The 19,119-nt window shown below is 41.0% G+C and carries 20 protein-coding genes; 10 read left to right on the forward strand and 10 right to left on the reverse strand.

Translation table 11 applies throughout. The features are described 5' to 3' along the window. Positions 1 to 45 precede the first annotated feature (45 nt). Both E0H94_RS00465 and E0H94_RS00470 read left to right on the forward strand, forming a co-directional pair. Positions 46 to 396 (forward strand): hypothetical protein, encoded by a 351-nt coding sequence (locus tag E0H94_RS00465; protein ID WP_227548522.1) that lies wholly within the window; start codon positions 46 to 48, stop codon positions 394 to 396. A 237-nt stretch (positions 397 to 633) separates the two neighbouring features. Then, positions 634 to 993 carry a DNA transfer protein p32 gene (locus E0H94_RS00470; RefSeq protein WP_131324581.1) on the forward strand — a complete coding sequence of 120 codons (360 nt, stop codon included), beginning with the start codon at positions 634 to 636 and terminating at the stop codon, positions 991 to 993. A gap of 61 nt (positions 994 to 1,054) precedes the next feature. Here the strand turns inward: E0H94_RS00470 and E0H94_RS00475 are convergent, their stop codons facing one another. Then, positions 1,055 to 1,540, reverse strand: a complete 486-nt coding sequence (locus E0H94_RS00475; RefSeq protein WP_131324582.1) for a DUF4442 domain-containing protein — start codon at positions 1,538 to 1,540, stop codon at positions 1,055 to 1,057. Positions 1,541 to 1,664: 124 nt separating this feature from the next. Here E0H94_RS00475 and E0H94_RS00480 point away from each other — a divergent pair, with 124 nt between their 5' ends. The 5 genes from E0H94_RS00480 to htpG all read left to right on the forward strand — a co-directional run bounded on the left by E0H94_RS00480 (position 1,665) and on the right by htpG (position 7,559). After that, on the forward strand, positions 1,665 to 2,528 hold the full coding sequence (locus E0H94_RS00480) for an alpha/beta fold hydrolase (protein WP_131324583.1): 864 nt from the start codon (positions 1,665 to 1,667) through the stop codon (positions 2,526 to 2,528). 163 nt (positions 2,529 to 2,691) lie between these two features. After that, entirely contained in the window at positions 2,692 to 4,104 is a 1,413-nt protein-coding gene (locus tag E0H94_RS00485; RefSeq protein ID WP_131324584.1) for a Na+/H+ antiporter family protein, read from the forward strand. Positions 4,105 to 4,408: 304 nt separating this feature from the next. Further along, the gene (locus tag E0H94_RS00490) at positions 4,409 to 5,014 is read left to right on the forward strand and encodes an OmpW/AlkL family protein (RefSeq protein ID WP_131324585.1); all 606 of its coding nucleotides are present in this window, start codon (positions 4,409 to 4,411) and stop codon (positions 5,012 to 5,014) included. Between the two features lie 170 nt (positions 5,015 to 5,184). After that, positions 5,185 to 5,529, forward strand: a complete 345-nt coding sequence (locus E0H94_RS00495; RefSeq protein WP_131324586.1) for a lysozyme inhibitor LprI family protein — start codon at positions 5,185 to 5,187, stop codon at positions 5,527 to 5,529. Positions 5,530 to 5,639: 110 nt separating this feature from the next. Beyond that, the gene (gene htpG, locus E0H94_RS00500; protein ID WP_131324587.1) at positions 5,640 to 7,559 is read left to right on the forward strand and encodes a molecular chaperone HtpG; all 1,920 of its coding nucleotides are present in this window, start codon (positions 5,640 to 5,642) and stop codon (positions 7,557 to 7,559) included. Between the two features lie 92 nt (positions 7,560 to 7,651). On the opposite strand, the gene E0H94_RS00505 is transcribed toward htpG, so the two are convergent. The 6 genes from E0H94_RS00505 to E0H94_RS00530 all read right to left on the reverse strand — a co-directional run bounded on the left by E0H94_RS00505 (position 7,652) and on the right by E0H94_RS00530 (position 12,408). Continuing rightward, positions 7,652 to 8,791, reverse strand: coding sequence for a hypothetical protein (locus E0H94_RS00505; protein ID WP_413772997.1), 1,140 nt, complete (start codon positions 8,789 to 8,791; stop codon positions 7,652 to 7,654). Between the two features lie 79 nt (positions 8,792 to 8,870). Then, positions 8,871 to 10,352: a hypothetical protein gene (locus E0H94_RS00510; RefSeq protein ID WP_131324589.1), complete on the reverse strand. Its 1,482-nt coding sequence runs from the start codon at positions 10,350 to 10,352 to the stop codon at positions 8,871 to 8,873. Positions 10,353 to 10,361: 9 nt separating this feature from the next. Next, a complete protein-coding gene (locus E0H94_RS00515) occupies positions 10,362 to 10,541 on the reverse strand; it encodes a hypothetical protein (RefSeq protein ID WP_131324949.1) in 180 nt (59 codons plus the stop codon). A gap of 266 nt (positions 10,542 to 10,807) precedes the next feature. After that, entirely contained in the window at positions 10,808 to 11,035 is a 228-nt protein-coding gene (locus E0H94_RS00520) for a hypothetical protein (RefSeq protein ID WP_131324590.1), read from the reverse strand. A gap of 168 nt (positions 11,036 to 11,203) precedes the next feature. Continuing rightward, entirely contained in the window at positions 11,204 to 11,437 is a 234-nt protein-coding gene (locus E0H94_RS00525; RefSeq protein WP_131324591.1) for a hypothetical protein, read from the reverse strand. A 260-nt stretch (positions 11,438 to 11,697) separates the two neighbouring features. Beyond that, a complete protein-coding gene (locus E0H94_RS00530; RefSeq protein WP_131324592.1) occupies positions 11,698 to 12,408 on the reverse strand; it encodes a DsbA family oxidoreductase in 711 nt (236 codons plus the stop codon). A gap of 237 nt (positions 12,409 to 12,645) precedes the next feature. Between E0H94_RS00530 and E0H94_RS00535 the strand changes: the two genes are divergently transcribed. The 3 genes from E0H94_RS00535 (at position 12,646) to E0H94_RS00545 (ending at position 14,424) form a co-directional block, all read left to right on the forward strand. Further along, a complete protein-coding gene (locus E0H94_RS00535; protein WP_131324593.1) occupies positions 12,646 to 13,161 on the forward strand; it encodes a hypothetical protein in 516 nt (171 codons plus the stop codon). 145 nt (positions 13,162 to 13,306) lie between these two features. Beyond that, positions 13,307 to 14,059 (forward strand): hypothetical protein, encoded by a 753-nt coding sequence (locus E0H94_RS00540; protein WP_131324594.1) that lies wholly within the window; start codon positions 13,307 to 13,309, stop codon positions 14,057 to 14,059. A gap of 92 nt (positions 14,060 to 14,151) precedes the next feature. Beyond that, positions 14,152 to 14,424 (forward strand): hypothetical protein, encoded by a 273-nt coding sequence (locus tag E0H94_RS00545; protein WP_131324595.1) that lies wholly within the window; start codon positions 14,152 to 14,154, stop codon positions 14,422 to 14,424. A gap of 60 nt (positions 14,425 to 14,484) precedes the next feature. Here E0H94_RS00545 and E0H94_RS00550 read toward each other — a convergent pair whose 3' ends face one another. From E0H94_RS00550 to fadB, 3 genes are all read right to left on the reverse strand, one after another. Next, positions 14,485 to 15,183 (reverse strand): hypothetical protein, encoded by a 699-nt coding sequence (locus E0H94_RS00550; RefSeq protein ID WP_131324596.1) that lies wholly within the window; start codon positions 15,181 to 15,183, stop codon positions 14,485 to 14,487. A gap of 117 nt (positions 15,184 to 15,300) precedes the next feature. After that, on the reverse strand, positions 15,301 to 16,473 hold the full coding sequence (fadA, locus tag E0H94_RS00555) for an acetyl-CoA C-acyltransferase FadA (protein ID WP_016168423.1): 1,173 nt from the start codon (positions 16,471 to 16,473) through the stop codon (positions 15,301 to 15,303). Between the two features lie 12 nt (positions 16,474 to 16,485). After that, positions 16,486 to 18,639: a fatty acid oxidation complex subunit alpha FadB gene (gene fadB / locus E0H94_RS00560; protein ID WP_131324597.1), complete on the reverse strand. Its 2,154-nt coding sequence runs from the start codon at positions 18,637 to 18,639 to the stop codon at positions 16,486 to 16,488. Positions 18,640 to 19,119 lie beyond the last annotated feature (480 nt).

A 19,119-nucleotide genomic window follows, 5' to 3' on the forward strand; every position in this document is an offset into this window, starting at 1 on the left:
GGGACGAGTTCATCATTTGCAGCACCAATGCTCAACACAATGGTGATGGAAGATAAAGCTGTAGTTCCTATTGTAAAAACTCAAGTGATTCGGACTCTGCTGGGTAGAAAGCCTGTTTGCACCGTGAATGCCACCATTTTTGAAGTGACCAACAAAGGTAAGGATGTCGTTGCACGTGATGTCATGATTGTGGATGACAAATCCCAATTTTCTGATGAAAAAATGAAAGCACCTATAGTGCAAAAAGGTAGTTTAATTGTGCCGACTCCAAAAATTGAAGTAGATTTAAAAGTGATGAGAGACGGAAAAGTGGTTGCTGAAGCTAAGCAGCTAGATGCTTCTGGAATTGAGTTTAAAAAAGGCCAAGAGCTGTTCCAGAAGAATTTGAAAAATTAATCAGATTAAGAATCATGAGCGTACTAAAAATGAAACCCATGCCGTGATTCAAAATGATGGTAAAACCACTAAAGATGGAGTAGTTATTAAAAAATAAGTAGTATGGAATAAGCTTTTTCAGTTTTGAGGTTACAAAATCTTCGTAATTTTATGAGGATTTTTACATAAAACTTCATCTTCGCTCCTTAATACTTTTATAAAGTTAATACTAGGACAGTGGGAAATGGAGATACACTCATGAAAAAGTTAATGAATTTAGCCATTGTTGCGACGGTTTCCGCATTTTTATTCACAGGATGTAGCAATATGTCTGCATCTGAGCAGCGTGTGGGTGCAGCCGCCTTAGGTGGTGCTGTGGGTGGCGGAGTCGGTAGTCGCGTGGGTGGAAGTGCAGGTGCAGCCTTAGGTGCCGGTGCTGGTGCGGCTGTGGGTAGTAAAACACAAAATGGTTCGACCAAAAATGCAACCTATAGCGGTGTCGGTGCGGGTGTTGGTGCAATTATTGGTAAATCCGTATTTGGTGGTAACACAGGTGCTGCAATTGGTGGTGCGATTGGTGGCGGTGCAGGTGCAGCAATAGAAAATAATAATCGATGATTTCTGTTTGATTTCATTTGAGATTTTAAGAATGGAAAAGGTGCTGAATAAAGCACCTTTTTTATTTTAAATCGGATTTGGGTTTTTTACGGCGAATGTAGATGGTTTTTTCTACTTCAGCAATCCGAACTCCAGTTTCATCATAAATACTTAACTGATAAATACGATTCACTGCTGAATAGTCTTCTGCCAAAGTTTTAATATGTTTAATTTCGGCCGAATCAATTCGGATATCGGCATAGACTGTGCCACGTCCAGGGGATAAAAACTGAATCTTGGCAGCTTTGTCCCAGACGATGTATTTTGAGCCAAGGTGATGCATCAGCAACAACATGTAGAATGGATCAATCATCGAATAGAGGCTGCCACCAAAATGTACCCCAACAATATTTTGGTTCTTGCGGGTGAGTGGCATTTTGACCCGAATATGGTAGTTTGGGAAATCAATCTTCTCAATCTGAATACCAGCACCCCGATAAGGAGCGTAACGATTCAAAAGAAATTTAGTGATGGCTGGAACGCTTTGTAATCTTTTGAGAATACTCATGATGCAAAATATTTTTCTTAAAGTCTGATTTCATCTTAACCTGACACCCAAAAAAAGCAAATGAAGTGACGGTAGCTCGTCTGATTATAGAAAAATTACGATAAAACAAAAAAGGAAACACGGTATGCAAGTACAAACCCAATGGGTAACAACCACCGATCATCAGCGCTTATATGTGAAAGCGTGGGGTGAGGTACAAAATCCTGCCTTGGTCTTGGTCCATGGTTATCCTGATAATCAGGAAGTGTGGGAGCCAGTGATTCGGTTATTGGTCAACCAGTTTTATATTATTACCTATGATGTGCGTGGGGCAGGGCAATCTTCTGTACCCAAATCCATTCAGGCTTATGCTTTGCCACAGCTCTCGGCAGATTTGCAAGCGGTGGTCGAGCGTGTACTTCCGCAACGTGATTTTCATCTGGCTGCACATGATTGGGGATCCATACAATCATGGGAGTCGGTTACAGATCAGCACTTTGGGCAGCGGATTTTGTCCTATACCACCATTTCTGGCCCATGCTTAGACCACGCCGCTTTTTGGATGCGTGAGCAATTTAAGACACAGCCACAACAGTTTTTGAAACAACTGGCTAAGTCATGGTACATCATGGCATTTCATTTACCATTTGTGGCACCTACGCTCTGGCGCTTCTTTAAACCTAAACATTGGGGGCAAGTGCTACAAAAGTTGGAACAAACTCAGGACTTGCCATTAAATACACATATTGCTAAAGATGGTCAGTATGGCGTAGGGCTTTATCGGGCAAATTTTCTGCCTCGACTCAGTAAACCGCGACAACGTTTTGCACAATGTGCGGTACAGGCCATTGTGTTGAAAAAAGATAATTTTGTCAGCCCAGCACTGATTGATGAAATGCCAAAATGGAGTACAAGTTTTCAGCGGGTCGATTTAGATGCAAACCATTGGGCGATATTGAGTCAGCCTAAAGCTATTGCACAGTTAATTGCGAGTTTTGCCTGCGTATAAATATGTTAGAGAACTTGTTGAATGTGGCCATGACGCAGACAACAAGTTCGATGGTTGGGTCCATCTCACTTGTCAATTGAACGTTGAGAAACCCAATCAAATTACAATTTCGATGTATTGAATCTGCTAAGATAGCGCTTTTTTTTATGATCTTCAGTTTTTCATGAATGCAGTAGTGATTGCGATTGCCGTGATGTTTATTTTGTCACTGGCACGAGTTTCTGTTGTTCTGACTTTGGTCATTTCAGCAATTATTGGTGGCTTGGTTGCAGGACTTAGTTTGTCTGATACCGTGAGTGCATTTAATGCCGGTTTAGGGGATGGGGCCGAAGTTGCCTTAGCCTATGCGGTTTTAGGTGCGTTTGCATTAGCACTTTCTAAGTCTGGTTTACCCGATTTGTTGGCCCATAAACTGATTGGTTTATTGGGGGCTGAAGTCTCACATCGACGTGCACGTAAGGTGAAATATTTGTTGCTCGGTATTTTACTGGTCGCGGCCATTTGTTCACAAAACTTAATTCCCGTGCATATCGCATTTATTCCAGTTTTGGTTCCACCTTTATTAAAAGTCATGAATCACCTGAATTTGGACCGTCGTGCTGCTGCCTGTGTCTTAACTTTAGGTTTGGTGGCGACGTATATTTTCCTGCCTGTGGGATTCGGTGCTATTTTCCTTGAACAAATTTTGATGGGCAATATCAACAAGATTGGTGCTGCCTATCATTTGCATGTGGAGCGCTGGATGATGCCAGTAGGCATGGCGATTCCTGTGGTGGGAATGGTGCTCGGGACTTTAGTGGCGGTATTTGTCAGCTATCGTAAACCGCGCCATTATATTAATCGTGAAGTGGTACGTGTGACCACAATTGATTTAGATAAGCCGATTCGTGCAGGTGAAGTGAATTTCGAACAAGATGCTGAAGAGTTAAAACGCGAAGCAGAGAATGTTCCAGTGATTGCGAAAAAGACCATTCTTATGGCGCTTTTAGCGATTATTTTGACCCTCATTGCACAGCTATATTCAGGTTCAATGATCTTAGGTGGACTGGTCGGTTTTGCTGTGTTGTCAGCTGCGGGTATTTTCAAATGGCAAGAAGCCGATGATGTCTTTGTACAAGGCATGCGTATGATGGCTTTGGTGGGATTCATTATGATTTCTGCTGCAGGCTTCGCTTCGGTGATGACACATACGGGTGATATCAATCAGTTGGTGAATGGGGTCGTTCATCTGATTGGTGATAATCGTGCACTGGCGGCATTTTTGATGTTGTTTATTGGTCTGTTTGTGACGATTGGGATTGGTTCATCCTTTTCAAGCGTACCTGTTTTGGCTGTGATTTATGTTCCGCTTTGCGTACAGTTTGGCTTCTCACCATTGGCGACAGTGGCTTTAATTGGTACTGCTGCTGCACTGGGTGATGCAGGCTCTCCTGCCTCGGATTCAACTTTGGGTCCAACCGCAGGTTTGGGTGTAGATGGCCAACATGATCATATTTGGGATACGGTTGTGCCAACGTTTATTCATTTTAATATTCCCTTGTTGGTCTTTGGTTGGATTGCCGCAATGGTGCTTTAATTAAATTCTGAGTATTTTAATCTATTTTATTTTAATGGATTAAAAGGTATATTTAAAATATATTAATATGTGTGGTTATATTAAAAACTTGAGTAATATACTCTGAATGTAATAATAAATATCTGATTAATATGGTTGGTTTTAAATACCAACCATATTGGTCAAATTAAAATAAATAACATTATTAATCAGTGGTTTGAAAATAAGTTGTATTTATATTATTTAATAAGTGTTGCATATTAACAACAGTCTTGTTTAATATTAATTAAGCGTTAGGTTTCTTATTATAAAAAGGTTGTTTAATATGTTAAAACAAGCTGCACTTATTGCATTATTGGGGTTTTCTGCATCTGCAATGGCAGGTGGCTGGCAGGTCAAAGTCGGTGGATCTGCAATTGCTCCAACTCAAGACACAACGGTTGCTGGTGTTGGTGTTGTAAAAGCAGAAAGTGAATTGGCATTTACCCCTTCTGTAGAGTATTTCTTTGGTGATTCTCCAATTTCTGCTGAATTATTATTGGCTGCTCCAGTCAACCATGATGTGTCAATCAATGGTGAAAATGCAGTTAAAATTAAGCATTTGCCACCAACATTAACTGTTAAATATAACTTTACAAATTCAACCCGTTTCACTCCATATATTGGGTTGGGTGGAACAGCATTTATTGCTTGGGATGAGGAAACTAAAGGTGCTCTTTCTGGTGCATCAGTTAAAGTTAAAGAAGATTATGGTTTTGCGGGTCAAATTGGTTTTAATTTCCAACCAGCAGATGCGAAAAACTGGGGTGTATTTGTAGATGCACGTTATGCACAACTTAGCCCAGAAGTGCGTGTAGAAAATACACCAATTAAGTTTGATCTAGATATTGACCCAATGATTTATACCATCGGTTATAGCTATAAATTCTAACTAATAAAAATAAGAATAATAATAACAGCGCTAAGACCTCATCTTTTGATGGGGTTTTTTTATGTTCTTTATTTGAATATCTGCAACAATCTTTCACCATGTAGACGCAAAAGATTACATTTTATCTCACTGATTTTATTTAAATTAAATAAAAAATAGAGGGTTTAAACATGAGAATTTTAAAAATAACTTTATTTGTACTGACTTCATTCATTGCAATGGGCAGCAATGCTGCCAGTTTTGATTGTGCACGTGCCGAAACGATGACAGAACACAAGATCTGTCATCAACTCAGCTTGAATGATGCCGATGTGAAAATGGCGACAAGTTATAATATTTTAAAACGGTTGGTGCCCATGGGAACCCGTTCTGTGATTCAAGATGAGCAAGTCAAATGGCTACGTTTACGTGATCAATGTCGGGACAACCTGCGTTGTTTAACCGAGGTGTATGCGATGCGTCAGCAACGTTTGGATTTATATTTGCAGCAGATTTATCAACGCGGACCTTACTAAATGCGTAAATGTTGAAAAAAAATTCAATTGCTATTGAAAAATCATTGAGTCACTCCAATTCATTAAGCATCTGATAAAAACACTGTGTGAATGAATTCGAGGAAGGTTGTATGAACGAACACAATACACAAAAACATAGCTTTCAAGCAGAAGTGGCACAATTACTCCATTTGGTGACCCACTCACTTTATTCAAATCCAGAAATCTTTTTGCGTGAGCTAATTTCGAATGCTTCGGATGCCTGCGATAAATTGCGTTTTGAAGGTATTAACCATCCTGAATTTTATGAAAATGATCCGAACTTACATGTGCGCGTTATTTTAGATAAAGCACAAAAAACACTGACTATTTCGGATAACGGGATTGGTCTGACACAACAGGAAGCGATTGATAACCTTGGAACGATTGCCAAGTCGGGCACCAAGGACTTTATGTCGAAGTTGACGGGCGATCAAAAAGCCGATGCGCAATTAATTGGTCAGTTTGGTGTCGGATTCTATTCGGGCTTTATTGTGGCAGATAAGATTACGGTTGAATCACGCCATGCGGGTACAGCTGAGAATGACGCTGTGCGTTGGATCAGTGGTGGTACAGGGGACTTTGAAGTTGAGCAAATTGAAAAAGCAACCCGTGGTACAGACATTATTTTGCACTTGCGTGAAGATGCTTTAGATTATTTAGAAAGTTATAAAGTTAAGCAAATCATTAACAAATACTCTGACCATATTAGCCTGCCAATTGAAATGCAAAAAGAGATTTGGCAGGAAGAAGAAGTAGCCGAAGGTGACGCACCGAAAGGCGGTCAGATGGTCAAAACTGATGAATGGGAAGCGATTAACTCTGCCAGTGCTTTATGGACACGCAGTAAAAATGAAGTCACTGAAGAGCAATATATCGAGTTTTATAAGAACTTGAGTCATGATTTTGACGCGCCATTGGCATGGGCACATAACCGTGTCGAAGGTAGTACCGAATATACGCAATTACTGTACATTCCAAGCAAGGCACCGCATGACATTTTCACCCGTGAAGCCAAAGCAGGCATCAAGTTGTATGTGAAGCGCGTCTTTATTATGGATGATGCAGATAATTTAATTCCAAATTATCTCCGCTTTGTACAAGGTGTGGTGGATAGTGCGGATTTACCGCTGAATGTCAGCCGTGAATTGTTACAAGAAAGCCGCGATGTGCGTACTATCCGTGAAGGCAATGCCCGCCGTATTTTGACCGTGCTGGATGGTCTGGCGAAGTCAGAAGATGAAAAAGACCAAGAGAAATTCAAAACTTTCTATGCTGAATTTGGTTCGGTCTTGAAAGAAGGCTTAGGTGAAGACTTTGGTAATCGTGACCGCATCTTAAAATTATTACGTTTTGCGACTTCAACCAATGACGACATCAGTACGTCTTTAGCAGACTACAAAGCGCGCATGAAAGAAGGGCAAAAAGCCATTTACTATGTGACCGCGGATAGTTTGAATGCTGCGAAGAACTCACCACAATTAGAGTTGTTCAAAAAGAAAGGCATTGAAGTGTTGTTAATGGCAGACCGTGTGGATGAATGGGCAATGAATTTTGTCCAAGACTTTGATGGGACGCCAATGCAAAACGTATCTAAAGGTGCGGTGGATTTAGGCGATTTGCAAGATGCGGAAGAGAAGAAAGCACTAGAAGCTGCTGCAGAACAATTTAAACCTGTGGTAGACAAATTGTCTGATGCCTTAAAAGCAAAAACCAAAGAAGTTCGCGTGACTACGCGTTTAGTAGACTCTCCAGCGTGCTTGGTAACCAGTGAAGGTGAACTTTCACCACAACTCATCCGTATGTTGAAACAAGCAGGTCAGGCCGTGCCTGAAAGCAAGCCAATTCTGGAAATTAACCCTGAGCATCCATTGGTGAAAAAACTGGATGGTACAAGCCATTTTGAAGATCTGGCCAATGTGATTTTTGATCAGGCGGTGATTGCGGAAGGAGGATTACCAGAAAATCCAGCTGAGTATGTGAAGCGTATTAATCAGTTGCTACTTAAATAAGACAAGGACTGATGCAAAAAGGCAACCTGTAACAGGTTGCCTTTTTTACTGAAACGCTTTTGTTGATAACAGAGAAGTTATCCACAATTGGCTTAAAAGAGTGCTTCTAAGCGTAATAGTGTACTTAGGTAGTGGCTACGGTCTGCACGATGATCATTGTAATAATTGATATCGGTTTGCACATAGAACCATTCACGCCATAAAGGCTGTCGCCAAGAAATAAATGGTCCCCAACTATTCAGACGTAAATCTGAATTGTCCAAATAACCACCGGTGTAAAGCCCATAGTTAAACTGGTTGCCCTGAAAGAATTGATGTTGGCGGAAAGCGTAGTTGTCCCAATTTAAATCATCTTTTTGAGCATCGGCATAGGTTAAGCTGAATTGGTCACTCAAGAAAGCTTCGTTAGGACGTGCATGAGTCAACTCTAAGTTGGTTCTTAAATAATTTTCACTGTCGACCCCATAACGGTAAATCTGTTCGGCATGGAAGAAAAAGTCATTTTCTAAGGTCCAATCTTTTTTGGCTTTCAAACGCAGGTAGATATCATCGCCAGAACGAACCCCGATATCAAAGTCGGTTTCAAATGGGAGGCGTTTGGAAATATCTGACCAACGTAAAGCCAATGAACTGTTGGCATCTCGGTTTTGACGCCGATCATAGGCTTTGTCATTGTCTGGACTCGGTGGGTTCTCATTGGTGATGGCCACGTTGTTAGCCAATTCGTTATCGAGTGAGTCATCACCAAAGACCAGACTGAGTTTTTTTTCTAAGTTGGGTAAACTGATCTTACCGCGAATACGAGGTTTAACGTCGTATTCATCATATTTGTTCCAACGGTTATCAATCAGCACCCTTAAAGTTGCAGAAGCAGGAGTGTTGGTATCTTTTTCACCAAACCAACCATCAATGTTTTGCGAGGTATCATCAGCCCAGTTACGAATGAGCTTTTGTTTACGATCTATCCAAGTTTGATCTTCCGTGACCACCGCTGAAGGCACAATTTGTTCATCGGATTGTTCTGGCAGAACCGTTGGGGCCGAATCAATCCAACGTGGAATAGTATAGAGCAAACTATCTTCCGTGTTGGGTGCTTGCTCTATGCTATACGGGGGTGAAGCTGGGGAGACTTGTTGTGTGTCATTCGTATTTGCCCAGCTTGAAGTATGGCCCATCCCCAAGGCAACCATCAACACAAGTGGCTGTGTAAAAGTTTTTCTCATTGTAGGCATTCTTTTATTCTAAATTTACCTTCCAAGTTTGGTAATTTTTAGGGATGAAAATCAAGCTTTTGCTACAAAATAAAATAAATTAACTGCTAATGTGTATTTGAATGGCATCATGCAATTTTGAAGCCGAAATCGGTTGTGGTAGCGTTTGAATAATCCTTTGGATTAATTGCCATGACACACCTTGATTGCGGTCTAAGAGAATATAAGGATAAGCCATTTCTTCATGCGATAACTGTAGTCGAGCCTGACCATGAATGACACGAATTTTCTGCCGTTCTTTAAGCAAGATAATTGCGGTTGTGTAGCTGGCAGAAGTTTCTTCAAATGCAATTAATTTATGCTTTTGAATACATTGTGCAGGAATAAAGGGTTGATAAGTTTCAGTGTTCCAGACCAATTCGGCTTGTTCGCTATACAGTTCGAAAAATTGCTCCGCATTTTTACATTGTTTGAGTGATTGCTCATTCGGCAGGAGTTTAAGTGCTACAAGTTCGTAAGCATAATGTTGGCTGACAATATTGCCAAGGCGTATGGCATGTAATTGATCTTCTGCGCCTAAAATCACGATATATTTGACAAAGCGTCCTTGAGCATTGATTTGTTCTGCTAAATAAACGGGTTGATTGGCATACTGTTGCAGTTGCGCAGCCGAGATAACAATCTCAAGTAAAGGTATGATTTCTGGAACATTTTCCAGTGTTAAGCTACAAAGCGCTAACTCTTGTGCTTGAGGGAATTCTAATGCGGTTAAACGACATTTCCACTGCCCAAGTTCAACGACTTGTGGAAGCAGATGATTGGAGTTGAGAGGCGTCGTGGCTGTTGCCACTTTGGTTGAAAACAACGAGTGCGCGGCATCATCCTCTTTTGGGTTCAATTCAAGTGTGTGGTTTGCGAGGCTTGCTGAATCGGACTCCAGAGGCTGCATTGGGGGGGGTGAGGAAGCAGAATTTTGCTGTAGTGCGAGTGGTTCAAAAGAAAAGGGGCTATTGGCTGTGTTGGGTGCCATGATGCTGTCATCTTTTCTAGAACTTGCAAATGAAACAGAGCTTTTTTTGCTGGTTTTAAAATTCTTAGCTGTTTCGACGGACAATTGATTCAGCTCGGCATCCGTTTTTAATGCCGCATAGATTTCTTGTTGTTCTAACATCCAGGCATAATTTTGTTCGAGCCCATCCCAGTCACTTATTAGCGCAGTACGATGTGGAGCAGGGATATACCAGATTTGAAAGCCTAAATTGGCACGATGTAAAATCGCCCAGCCCATTTCTGGGTGCTGCTCAAGTGCCTGTTCTAAGGCTAAGTCCTGCTTAAATACGCCACGAAAGGTTTGTCGATATAACGAATGTTGAGCAAACTCATCTGCTGCATGCTCGGGATGCATATAAGATTTAAAATTCAGAATTTGCTTTTTAAAAATAGGTTCATCACAACGCAAAAAGATTTCTTTTAGACGACATTTTGATTTTGCAATTTCATAAAATGACAAAGATCGTTGGTCTAAGCCATGAATAAGACCTTGTAATTCCTTGGCTAAATGGACTTTTTCTAAAACATTCATAGATAGTCTTTATAGATGCTGTTGAGCCTTTTCCAAATAACTTGCCAAAACAATATTGGCTGCTATTTCTAACAATTTATATTCTGTAGATGTATGTTGAGGATAGTGTTCTGCCATGGCAATCAATTCATCCAAATTAATTGCTTGCGGGGGAACTGTTCCTTGAATCAGTGCTTGAATATCTTGCATGTACATAAAATCAAATTCCTCGATTAATGCATCTAGATCACTTGATTATATGGATTTATCAGAAAAAAACATGAAAATTTTTGTCATCTTTGACGCATTTTTGGGTGAATATGACATTTATTTAAAAGTTTTGCTTAAAAATTATTCGTAACAATTCATTTTCAATGAATCACAGCAATACCTGCTGTTGAAAAAAGCAGATGGTTACACCATTTTTACTTTGTATTTTAGACATGTATGCGTAGCTCAACAATAAAAATGATGTCTTAAGCTGCATCTTTTGCCAGTGCAGCTGCATCTTGAGCAGTCTGTTCAGTTGATGTCGCGGTTGGCGTTTGGGCTTTCACCTCTTTTTTCCCAGCGAAATTGGGTACAAAACCAATTGTGCAGAAACTTGAGTAGAACGTGCAAATGTGGCCATAGCCAAAATAGATTTCATGATTGACATAAAAATCACCTTGATAACAAAGAGAAGATCTAAATTGGATGGGCATAAAAAATAAGCAAATGAATAGTATTAAAAAGCGATCAAAATAGGGTATTTTTTATCTGTAAAAAGATGAATGATTATTAAAATTGTTTTTAAATCAATGTAATATGGTTGTTTATTTAAGATTGCCTTAGCTCTTAAGACAATCTTAGGGTAGTGAAAAATAAGATATTTAACGGTGCTTAGACTGATGCTTTTGATACATTTTTGCACTCATCATTCCGATGACTGCACCTGAAAAAGGGCTAAGTCTAGGAAGAAAACGCCCCGCAATTGCACCCATCACAGCACCTGCAAAAGCAGGGGAAACACGAGATTTCTTTTTTGTTTGGGTTGATCTGGCACGGGAAAGATCTTGTGTGGTTGGCGCGTCAGTAGTTTGATCTGGAGTCGCTTGATGGTTCATATAAACCTCATGTCAAAAGTTGGATGAGTAACTGTACTGTTCTAGCCTATTCCCATGTTATGTAAGAACTGTCATATTCCTGTGTAGTCAGGGCTGACTTTATACAAGCGAATTGTTTTGATTGTTGATGAAAATGTGTACTGCGTATGGATTCGGTTATATCGGTTTTAAGAGCAATATCTAAATTGTTTCGACAGAAAAAACCTCCAAAGTTTGTACTCAGGAGGTTTGAAAATGACAGTAATTAAATTATGAGAGGCTTATTTGGCTTGTTCTTTCGTTGAGTCACATTGTCCATCGGCATCACATTGATTTGCTTCAGGTGCTGTATCTGCATCATCTGCTGTTTCAATGGCTTTTTCTAAGACTTGTAAGAAAACTTCACGTGGTTGTGCACCAGCTAAAGCAACGCGTTGATCAAACACAAAGAAAGGTACGCCCGTGACTTTGAGTTGATCGCGTGCGACTTCCTGATCAAATTTGACAAAGTCTGCATATTCATCTGAATTGAGTACGTCATCAACTTCAACAGGGTTCAGTCCAATACGCGCAGCAACATCTTCAATGGTTTCACGCTCACCAATCGGCAAACCTTGGGTCATATAGCTATAAAAGAACGCTTCCTTGGCATCAGAACCCAAGCCTTTGCTTTGTGCCAAGTGGATAATACGGTGTGCATTAAAGGTATTGCCAGAATTGGCATTTTCCCAATTAAACTCAATCCCTTCTGCTGCGGCCATTGCTGCAATATTGCGTTGCATGTCTTCGACTTCAGCAAGGGTGCGACCATATTTCTGTGCTAGACGTTCAGAATTTGAAATTTCTTGGCGTGCTGGAGCGTCTGGATCAAGTTCAAAACTGTGCCAATGCACTTCCAGTTCTACGCCCGCTTGCTCCGCTGCAGCTTCTAAACGTTTTTTTCCGATATAGCAAAATGGGCAAACGACATCGGACCAGATATCAACACGCATGTAATTTCTCTAAAAAGTAACAGTAGCAATTCAGAAAATGATGGGGATGATTTATAGAATTTAAAGCAAATACGATGAAAAAAAGCCTGTTGTTAGATGCTGTTGGCATCGTGCACTTTCATCCATATTTGACCGCTTATCTGACAAACAAACTGGATGTAGCTGAAAAAATATACAATAAAGTCTGAGCTATATATTAAATATTCCTGTTGATATCTCTACTTTGGGGATGGTTTTATGAATTTGATGAAAGATCTTCTAGCACTTTCTTTTATTGGGGTTTCACTGTCAACTGATGTTCAAGCCAACGGTGAAATCGTGAGTTTGCCGACATTTAAAGTCATGGCAGAGTCAGAACTTCGCGCAGAATCAGGAATCATTCCTTATCAGCAGGACGAAAATATTCGTAAGGCCTTACAGCATCGGATGATGCAATTACAGGATGATCCCCAGTCTTTTGTTGTAGACCCAACTCTTGTTCATAATTTAGATATCTTGGCGCCTGCTGCAACGCCCGATCTAGATTCATTGCCTCCATTATTACGTGAGCATATCTTAAATATTGCTGCGGGTTTACAGTCATCTGACCCGACCGAAGGCTTGTATATTATGTTGCAACCTTTGGGTATTGATCGGAATGCGAAAAATGTCCAGATTGTGCGTGAGCAGATTTCGATTGGACAAGTCGATTATAATTTTATGCAGAGTAACCAACCAAATACACAATTACCACGTGCACCCAATACAAAATAAAACGTTCAGTATTTTGATCGTAACTCATTGTTAATTTGACTAAATTTGCGACAGATTATGATTTTTCACACCGAAGAAAATGATGAAATATTCAGCATGTTCTGATGTTTGTTATGATAGATACAACGGGGAATCGGAGCGGACTATGCCACGTATTTTTCTGATTTTAGGATTAGCGACAGCAGTTGTGTTTGGTGGATTATTTTATCAATATCATGAGCAACAAAAAGAAGCGATACAACTCCAACAATATCAAAAGGTGCTGTACGAAAAAACCGATTTAATTTATGCCCAAGCCAAAGACTGGAACAAGCCCATAGACGTCGATGTGACCGATGCACGCTTACAGGGTGATTATAAAGTCATGGCCAGTTTTGTTTTGAGCCAGATGATTCAAAGTGCCGAAGCGCGTAATGCTTATTTGCGTGAGTTAAAAGCGATTCATTGGGATGAATTTTTAAATATTGACCGCTTAAACAAGGATAAAAAACAGAATTATCAAGAAACGGATTCAATGTTGCAGCAAGCACATGCCTTGGCGGCGGAGTATCAGGTCAAGATTGAACAAGCGCAACAAAATGCTCTAGAGCAAGCGAAACAACTGCCGATACAATCGCGTTATCGTCATCAGCTGGCAGAAAATTTGCGGGAAAGTGAAAAGCAAAATGAGGCTTTGGCCTTATTTGAAATAGAAAAACAAGTGCTTGAAAAAGCCGATCAGATTTTTTTAGTGTTAAAGAATAATCGTTGGCAGAGTAAAAATAATACCTTCATGTTTTATGATGCTGCTGCATTAAAACAATTTAATACGCTGTATCAGGAGGTATTAACACTGAATGCACAGATACAACGGATCCAGCAACAAAATCAAAAAGCGCTTGAACAAAAGCATGAATAAACACTGGATGAGTGTCATATAACTTTAAAATGACTGCGTTAAGTTAGAACGGTTGAACACCTTTACGCATCAGATTTAAAGCAGGTACAGCAATGAAAACCATTCAGGTCTTTGATGATATTCAACAGGTATATGTCGAATTTTTAGAAAATAAAGCCTATCCCAAACTGGAAAGTCTGAGTAATTGGGGTAAAAACCGTTTCTTCTTTAGCCAATATTTCCGTTTAATTGAAGACTGGCACCATACCGAACAAATTGTGATTGAGTTTAATCGGCAGTATTACAGTTTGGATACGGGCAATGCCCCCGATTTTATGGATCAAGAAAAATACATGGCATGGTTGATGGCAGAGTTACTGGCTTAACAGGTGACACGAGTTCTAGAAGTCCACCCTTTCAGTTTGGACTTCTCGTTCTTCATAATATTAATCAAAGATTTTTTCGGCTGCTTGGAACGGCAGGCTGACCACATCAATCGCTACAGCAAAAGGCAGTAACACCAGTTTTTCAAAAGGATTGAGTCCTGATTTTGATTTGTAGCTTTCCTCTTTATAGGTATAAATGCTGACCTGATAAGGTTTACTCAGCGGTTTTAAAGTATTGAGATTATTGGCGGCAGGGTAGACCACACCAGCCAAAGCAACGTCGAAACAGAAACGTTGAGCCTTCATGCGTTCATCACTATAAGTTGAACACTCTTTTGCACCATTTTCGATAAAGAATTCGAGATCTTTTTTACTGATGTCTTCTTTGAGTTTGACATAAGACAGTGGCAGTGTACCTGTGAAATGACCATCATTCTTCTCTGAATAGAAACTGAGTTCTTTGGTCATTTGAATATTTTTGGGGTCTAGTTTTGTGATCAGCGTGACAAACTGTGCTCCACCTTGGGTTAAGATATAGCTATTTTTTTGCCCTGCAATCACTAGACTATTGGCAGGCAAGGTATTGAGCACTTGAGCGGGTTTACCAAATGCCACCACTTGGTCTTCGACTAAAGTGACTTTGTTAGAGCGAGTATAAGTTTTATTGTCTTTGGTGATGAGGGTTTTGGTGGCGCAGCCTGTGAAAAGTGTTGCTATGATGCCTGCACTGATGATGGTTTTTACTGGTGATGAAAACATCAAGTTCTCCTGCTCACTTTATTGTTAAGCTTTAAAATTAATATTTATAAAACCTTGAGAGAACCATAATAAAAAATCCCCGCCAAAGCGAGGATTTTTATACATCAAATTCGTGTATTAAACACGTTCAATAATGGTCGCGATACCTTGACCAAGACCGATACACATGGTCGCAAGACCAATTTGCGTATCTTGTTGTTCCATCACGTTCAACAAGGTCGTGGTAATACGTGCACCAGAGCAACCCAATGGGTGACCCAACGCAATCGCACCACCATTTAAGTTAATGATGTCTTGCTTGTCATACACACCTAAGCCTTTCATCACGGATAAGCCTTGAGCCGCAAATGCTTCGTTTAACTCGATAGTTTGAATATCAGCCATCGTTAAACCAGCACGTTTCAACGCTTTTTGAGTCGCTGGTACTGGTCCATAACCCATAATCGCAGCATCACAACCTGCAACCGCCATAGAGCGAATCACAGCACGCGGCTTAAGACCTAAAGCAAGGGCACGTTCAGCAGACATCAATAACATTGCAGATGCACCATCAGACAAAGCTGAAGATGTTGCTGCTGTTACTGAACCACCTTTAGGATCGAAAACTGGTTTCAATGCTTTGAATGCTTCAAGATTGGCATCTGGACGAATCACTTCGTCGATGTCGCACAGGATTTTAAAACCATTGGCATCATGACCTTCAACACCCACGATTTCGTTTTTGAAACGACCTTCTTGCGTTGCAGCCCAAGCACGGCGATGAGATTCAACACCGAACGCGTCTTGTTCTTCACGTGAAATACCATTCATACGACCTAACATTTCAGCGGTTAAGCCCATCATGTTAGACGCTTTTGCATAGTGCTTAGACGCTTCTGGGTTTAGGTCGATGCCGTGCATCATACCGACGTGACCCATGTGCTCTACACCACCGATGATGAAAATATCACCTTGGTTAGTAGCAATCTGTGCAGCAGCGGTGTGAAGCGCTTGCATAGAAGAACCACAAAGACGGTTAACCGTTTGACCTGCCACAGTTTTTGGAAGGTCAGCCAATAAACCAATGTTACGGCCAATGTTCATCCCTTGTTCTAAAGTCTGGTTTACACAGCCCCAGATCAGGTCTTCAACTTCATTGGTGTCAAATTGGTTACGAGCAACTAAAGCACGAACCAATTCAGCCGATAAGCTGTCGGCACGTACATTGCGGAACATACCGTTTTTGGTTTTACCCATTGCTGAACGTACGCCATCAACGATGACAACGTCACGTGGATTTAAAGTAGCCATTCACGTTGCTCCTTAACCGTAGAATTTTTTGTTGTTAGCAGCCATGTCACGCAACATCTGTGGCGCTTCATAAGCCTTACCTAAGTGTGCATATTTGTCGCAAAGTGCAACGTATTCAGCAACACCTGTTTGGTCGATGTAACGGCATGGACCACCACGGAATGGAGGGAAACCTACACCCATAATCATCGCCATATCTGCTTCAGAAGCAGTTGCTACAATGTTGTCTTCCAGGCAACGAACAGTTTCGTTACAGAAAGTCAGCATCATGCGGTCAATAATTTCTTGAGCATCGAATTCGCGTTTTTCAGCAGTTGCCACAGAAGCAACCAGCTCATAAGCAGTTGGATCAACCACTTTCGCTTTTTTGCCTTTACGGTCTAATTCATATTTGTAGAAACCAACGTCGTTCTTTTGACCCAAACGTTTTGCTTCATACATGGTTTGAATCGAACCTTTGAAGTCAGGCTTCATACGGTCAGGGAAACCTTCAGCCATCACTTCTGCACCGTGAACGCCTGTGTCGATACCCACAACGTCCATTAGGTAAGCAGGACCCATTGGCCAGCCGAATTTTTCCATGACTTTATCGACTTGTTGGAAGTCAGCACCGTCTTTCAATAGAAGGTCAAATGCGCCGAAGTAAGGGAACAATACGCGGTTTACAAGGAAACCTGGGCAGTCGTTTACTACGATTGGTGTTTTACCCATTTTCTGAGCAAGCACTACAGTGGTCGCAATCGCTTCTGCAGAAGTCTTCTCACCGCGGATCACTTCGACCAATGGCATCATGTGAACTGGGTTAAAGAAGTGCATCCCAACAAAGTTTTCAGGACGTTGTAGGTTTTCAGCCAAACGTGTGATTGAAATGGTAGACGTATTTGAAGCAATGATCGTGTTGTCACGAACGTTCTTCTCAGTTTCAGCCAGTACAATGCCTTTTACTTTTGGATTCTCAGTTACTGCTTCAATCACGATGTCCACTTCTTTAAACTCTTCATAGCTTAAAGTTGGACGGATGCGCGCAAGCGTTTCACCCATTTGAGCAGGTTTCATCTTCTTACGTTCAACTTGTTTGGTCAGTAAGCCATTGGCTTCTTTCATACCCAAAGCAAGTTGCGGGTTACCAATGTCTTTCATGATGATTGGTGTGCCTTTGCTTGCCGCTTGGTAAGCAATACCACCACCCATAATACCCGCGCCCAATACCGCCGCTTGGTTGACAGGGTGCGCACCTTTTTCATATTTCTTCGAGGTTTTCTTCACCACTTGGTCATTGATGAATAAACCGATCAATGCACCTGCTTGTGGTGTGATTGCTGCTTTGGCAAAGCCCGCTGCTTCTGCTTTTAATGCATCATTACGTGGAAGGCTTGCACCTGCTTGTAGTGAGTCAAGAAGAAGTTTTGGCGCTGGGTATTGAGCAGGGTTTGCTTTTGCAAGAACCGCACCTTTTGCCGAGTTGAACGCCATCATTTGTTCAAGTTGGTTAAGCTTGACTGGGTCAATTTTTTCTTGACGTTTTGCTTTCCAATCTACACGACCTGCAAGGGCTTGTTTCACCAAGTCAATTGCAGCATCTTGGAGTTTGTCAGCCGTTACAACCGCATCTACAGCACCATCTTTCAGTGCAGCAGCAGGTTTTTTCGGCGCAGCCATTGCCATCCATTCAACCGCATTGTCGATACCAATCACGCGGCTTAAACGAACTGTACCACCGAAACCAGGAAAGATCCCGAGTTTGATTTCTGGTAAGCCGACTTGAGCTTGTTCAGACATGACACGGTAGTCACACACCAAACACATTTCAAAACCACCGCCCAATGCCATGCCATTGATTGCAGCAACTTTAGGAATGTCTAGATCTTCAAAGCTGTTGAAGATGTCATGTACAGGCATTGCCCAGTCGATAATCGCTTGTTCACCTTGCGCGAAGTTTTCACCAAATTCTGTGATGTCTGCACCAACGATGAATGTAGATTTACCTGAAGTAACGACCAAGCCTTTTACTGAGCTGTCTGCTTTTACAGCAGCAATAGCAGCTTTAAAATCTTCAATCGTTGCACGGTTAAATTTGTTGACCGACTCACCTTGTAAGTCAAAGCGGAATTCTGCAATTCCGTCCGAAAGCATTTGGACGGTAATGGCATTGCCAGCGTGGATCATGCCTGATCTCCTTTATTTTGGAGGACTTCTAAGTTGATGTTTTGAAGCGTGTTCGCTTGTTCTGCGCACGAAAATGCTTCGCTAATCTTACGATAACTATATCCAAAAAGAACATAACAAGTTGTATCAAGCAGTGACGCAATGGTCATCAATTTTAATTTCATTTACAGCAAAAATTATTGAAGTGAAAACCGTACTTAAAATTGTTTAATAAGATGCATCTGTTTTTTATACAAAAATTGTACTGCTTCATTTTTTGTTGTGCTTGATGGCGAGTCAAAAACCACCATTCACCACTATGCAATCTGTGTCAAAAAAGTCAATTGTATTTTGGAATTTTCCAGTAAATCTGAATGCACTTGGTGGCTTTTTAGGGAACCAGATGCCATGAATAAACCTAGGCAATATGATGGTCACTTCATCTGAATCTTTCGCTTCATAAAAGAGAGAGGTGACGGGGCGATATGAAATTTATATTCA

It is taken from the genome of Acinetobacter sp. ANC 4173, from assembly GCF_004331255.1.
GTDB lineage: Bacteria > Pseudomonadota > Gammaproteobacteria > Pseudomonadales > Moraxellaceae > Acinetobacter.

Coding starts and splice junctions, on each gene's coding strand:
- fadB (WP_131324597.1), bottom strand. CDS start 18,639: ATGATCCACGCTGGCAATGCCATTACCGTCCAAATGCTTTCGGACGGA.
- E0H94_RS00520 (WP_131324590.1), bottom strand. CDS start 11,035: ATGCCCATCCAATTTAGATCTTCTCTTTGTTATCAAGGTGATTTTTAT.
- E0H94_RS00485 (WP_131324584.1), top strand. CDS start 2,692: ATGAATGCAGTAGTGATTGCGATTGCCGTGATGTTTATTTTGTCACTG.
- fadA (WP_016168423.1), bottom strand. CDS start 16,473: ATGGCTACTTTAAATCCACGTGACGTTGTCATCGTTGATGGCGTACGT.
- E0H94_RS00515 (WP_131324949.1), bottom strand. CDS start 10,541: ATGCAAGATATTCAAGCACTGATTCAAGGAACAGTTCCCCCGCAAGCA.
- E0H94_RS00465 (WP_227548522.1), top strand. CDS start 46: ATGGAAGATAAAGCTGTAGTTCCTATTGTAAAAACTCAAGTGATTCGG.
- E0H94_RS00495 (WP_131324586.1), top strand. CDS start 5,185: ATGAGAATTTTAAAAATAACTTTATTTGTACTGACTTCATTCATTGCA.
- E0H94_RS00540 (WP_131324594.1), top strand. CDS start 13,307: ATGCCACGTATTTTTCTGATTTTAGGATTAGCGACAGCAGTTGTGTTT.
- E0H94_RS00510 (WP_131324589.1), bottom strand. CDS start 10,352: ATGAATGTTTTAGAAAAAGTCCATTTAGCCAAGGAATTACAAGGTCTT.
- E0H94_RS00470 (WP_131324581.1), top strand. CDS start 634: ATGAAAAAGTTAATGAATTTAGCCATTGTTGCGACGGTTTCCGCATTT.
- E0H94_RS00480 (WP_131324583.1), top strand. CDS start 1,665: ATGCAAGTACAAACCCAATGGGTAACAACCACCGATCATCAGCGCTTA.
- E0H94_RS00550 (WP_131324596.1), bottom strand. CDS start 15,183: ATGTTTTCATCACCAGTAAAAACCATCATCAGTGCAGGCATCATAGCA.
- E0H94_RS00490 (WP_131324585.1), top strand. CDS start 4,409: ATGTTAAAACAAGCTGCACTTATTGCATTATTGGGGTTTTCTGCATCT.
- htpG (WP_131324587.1), top strand. CDS start 5,640: ATGAACGAACACAATACACAAAAACATAGCTTTCAAGCAGAAGTGGCA.
- E0H94_RS00535 (WP_131324593.1), top strand. CDS start 12,646: ATGAATTTGATGAAAGATCTTCTAGCACTTTCTTTTATTGGGGTTTCA.
- E0H94_RS00545 (WP_131324595.1), top strand. CDS start 14,152: ATGAAAACCATTCAGGTCTTTGATGATATTCAACAGGTATATGTCGAA.
- E0H94_RS00530 (WP_131324592.1), bottom strand. CDS start 12,408: ATGCGTGTTGATATCTGGTCCGATGTCGTTTGCCCATTTTGCTATATC.
- E0H94_RS00525 (WP_131324591.1), bottom strand. CDS start 11,437: ATGAACCATCAAGCGACTCCAGATCAAACTACTGACGCGCCAACCACA.
- E0H94_RS00475 (WP_131324582.1), bottom strand. CDS start 1,540: ATGAGTATTCTCAAAAGATTACAAAGCGTTCCAGCCATCACTAAATTT.
- E0H94_RS00505 (WP_413772997.1), bottom strand. CDS start 8,791: ATGCCTACAATGAGAAAAACTTTTACACAGCCACTTGTGTTGATGGTT.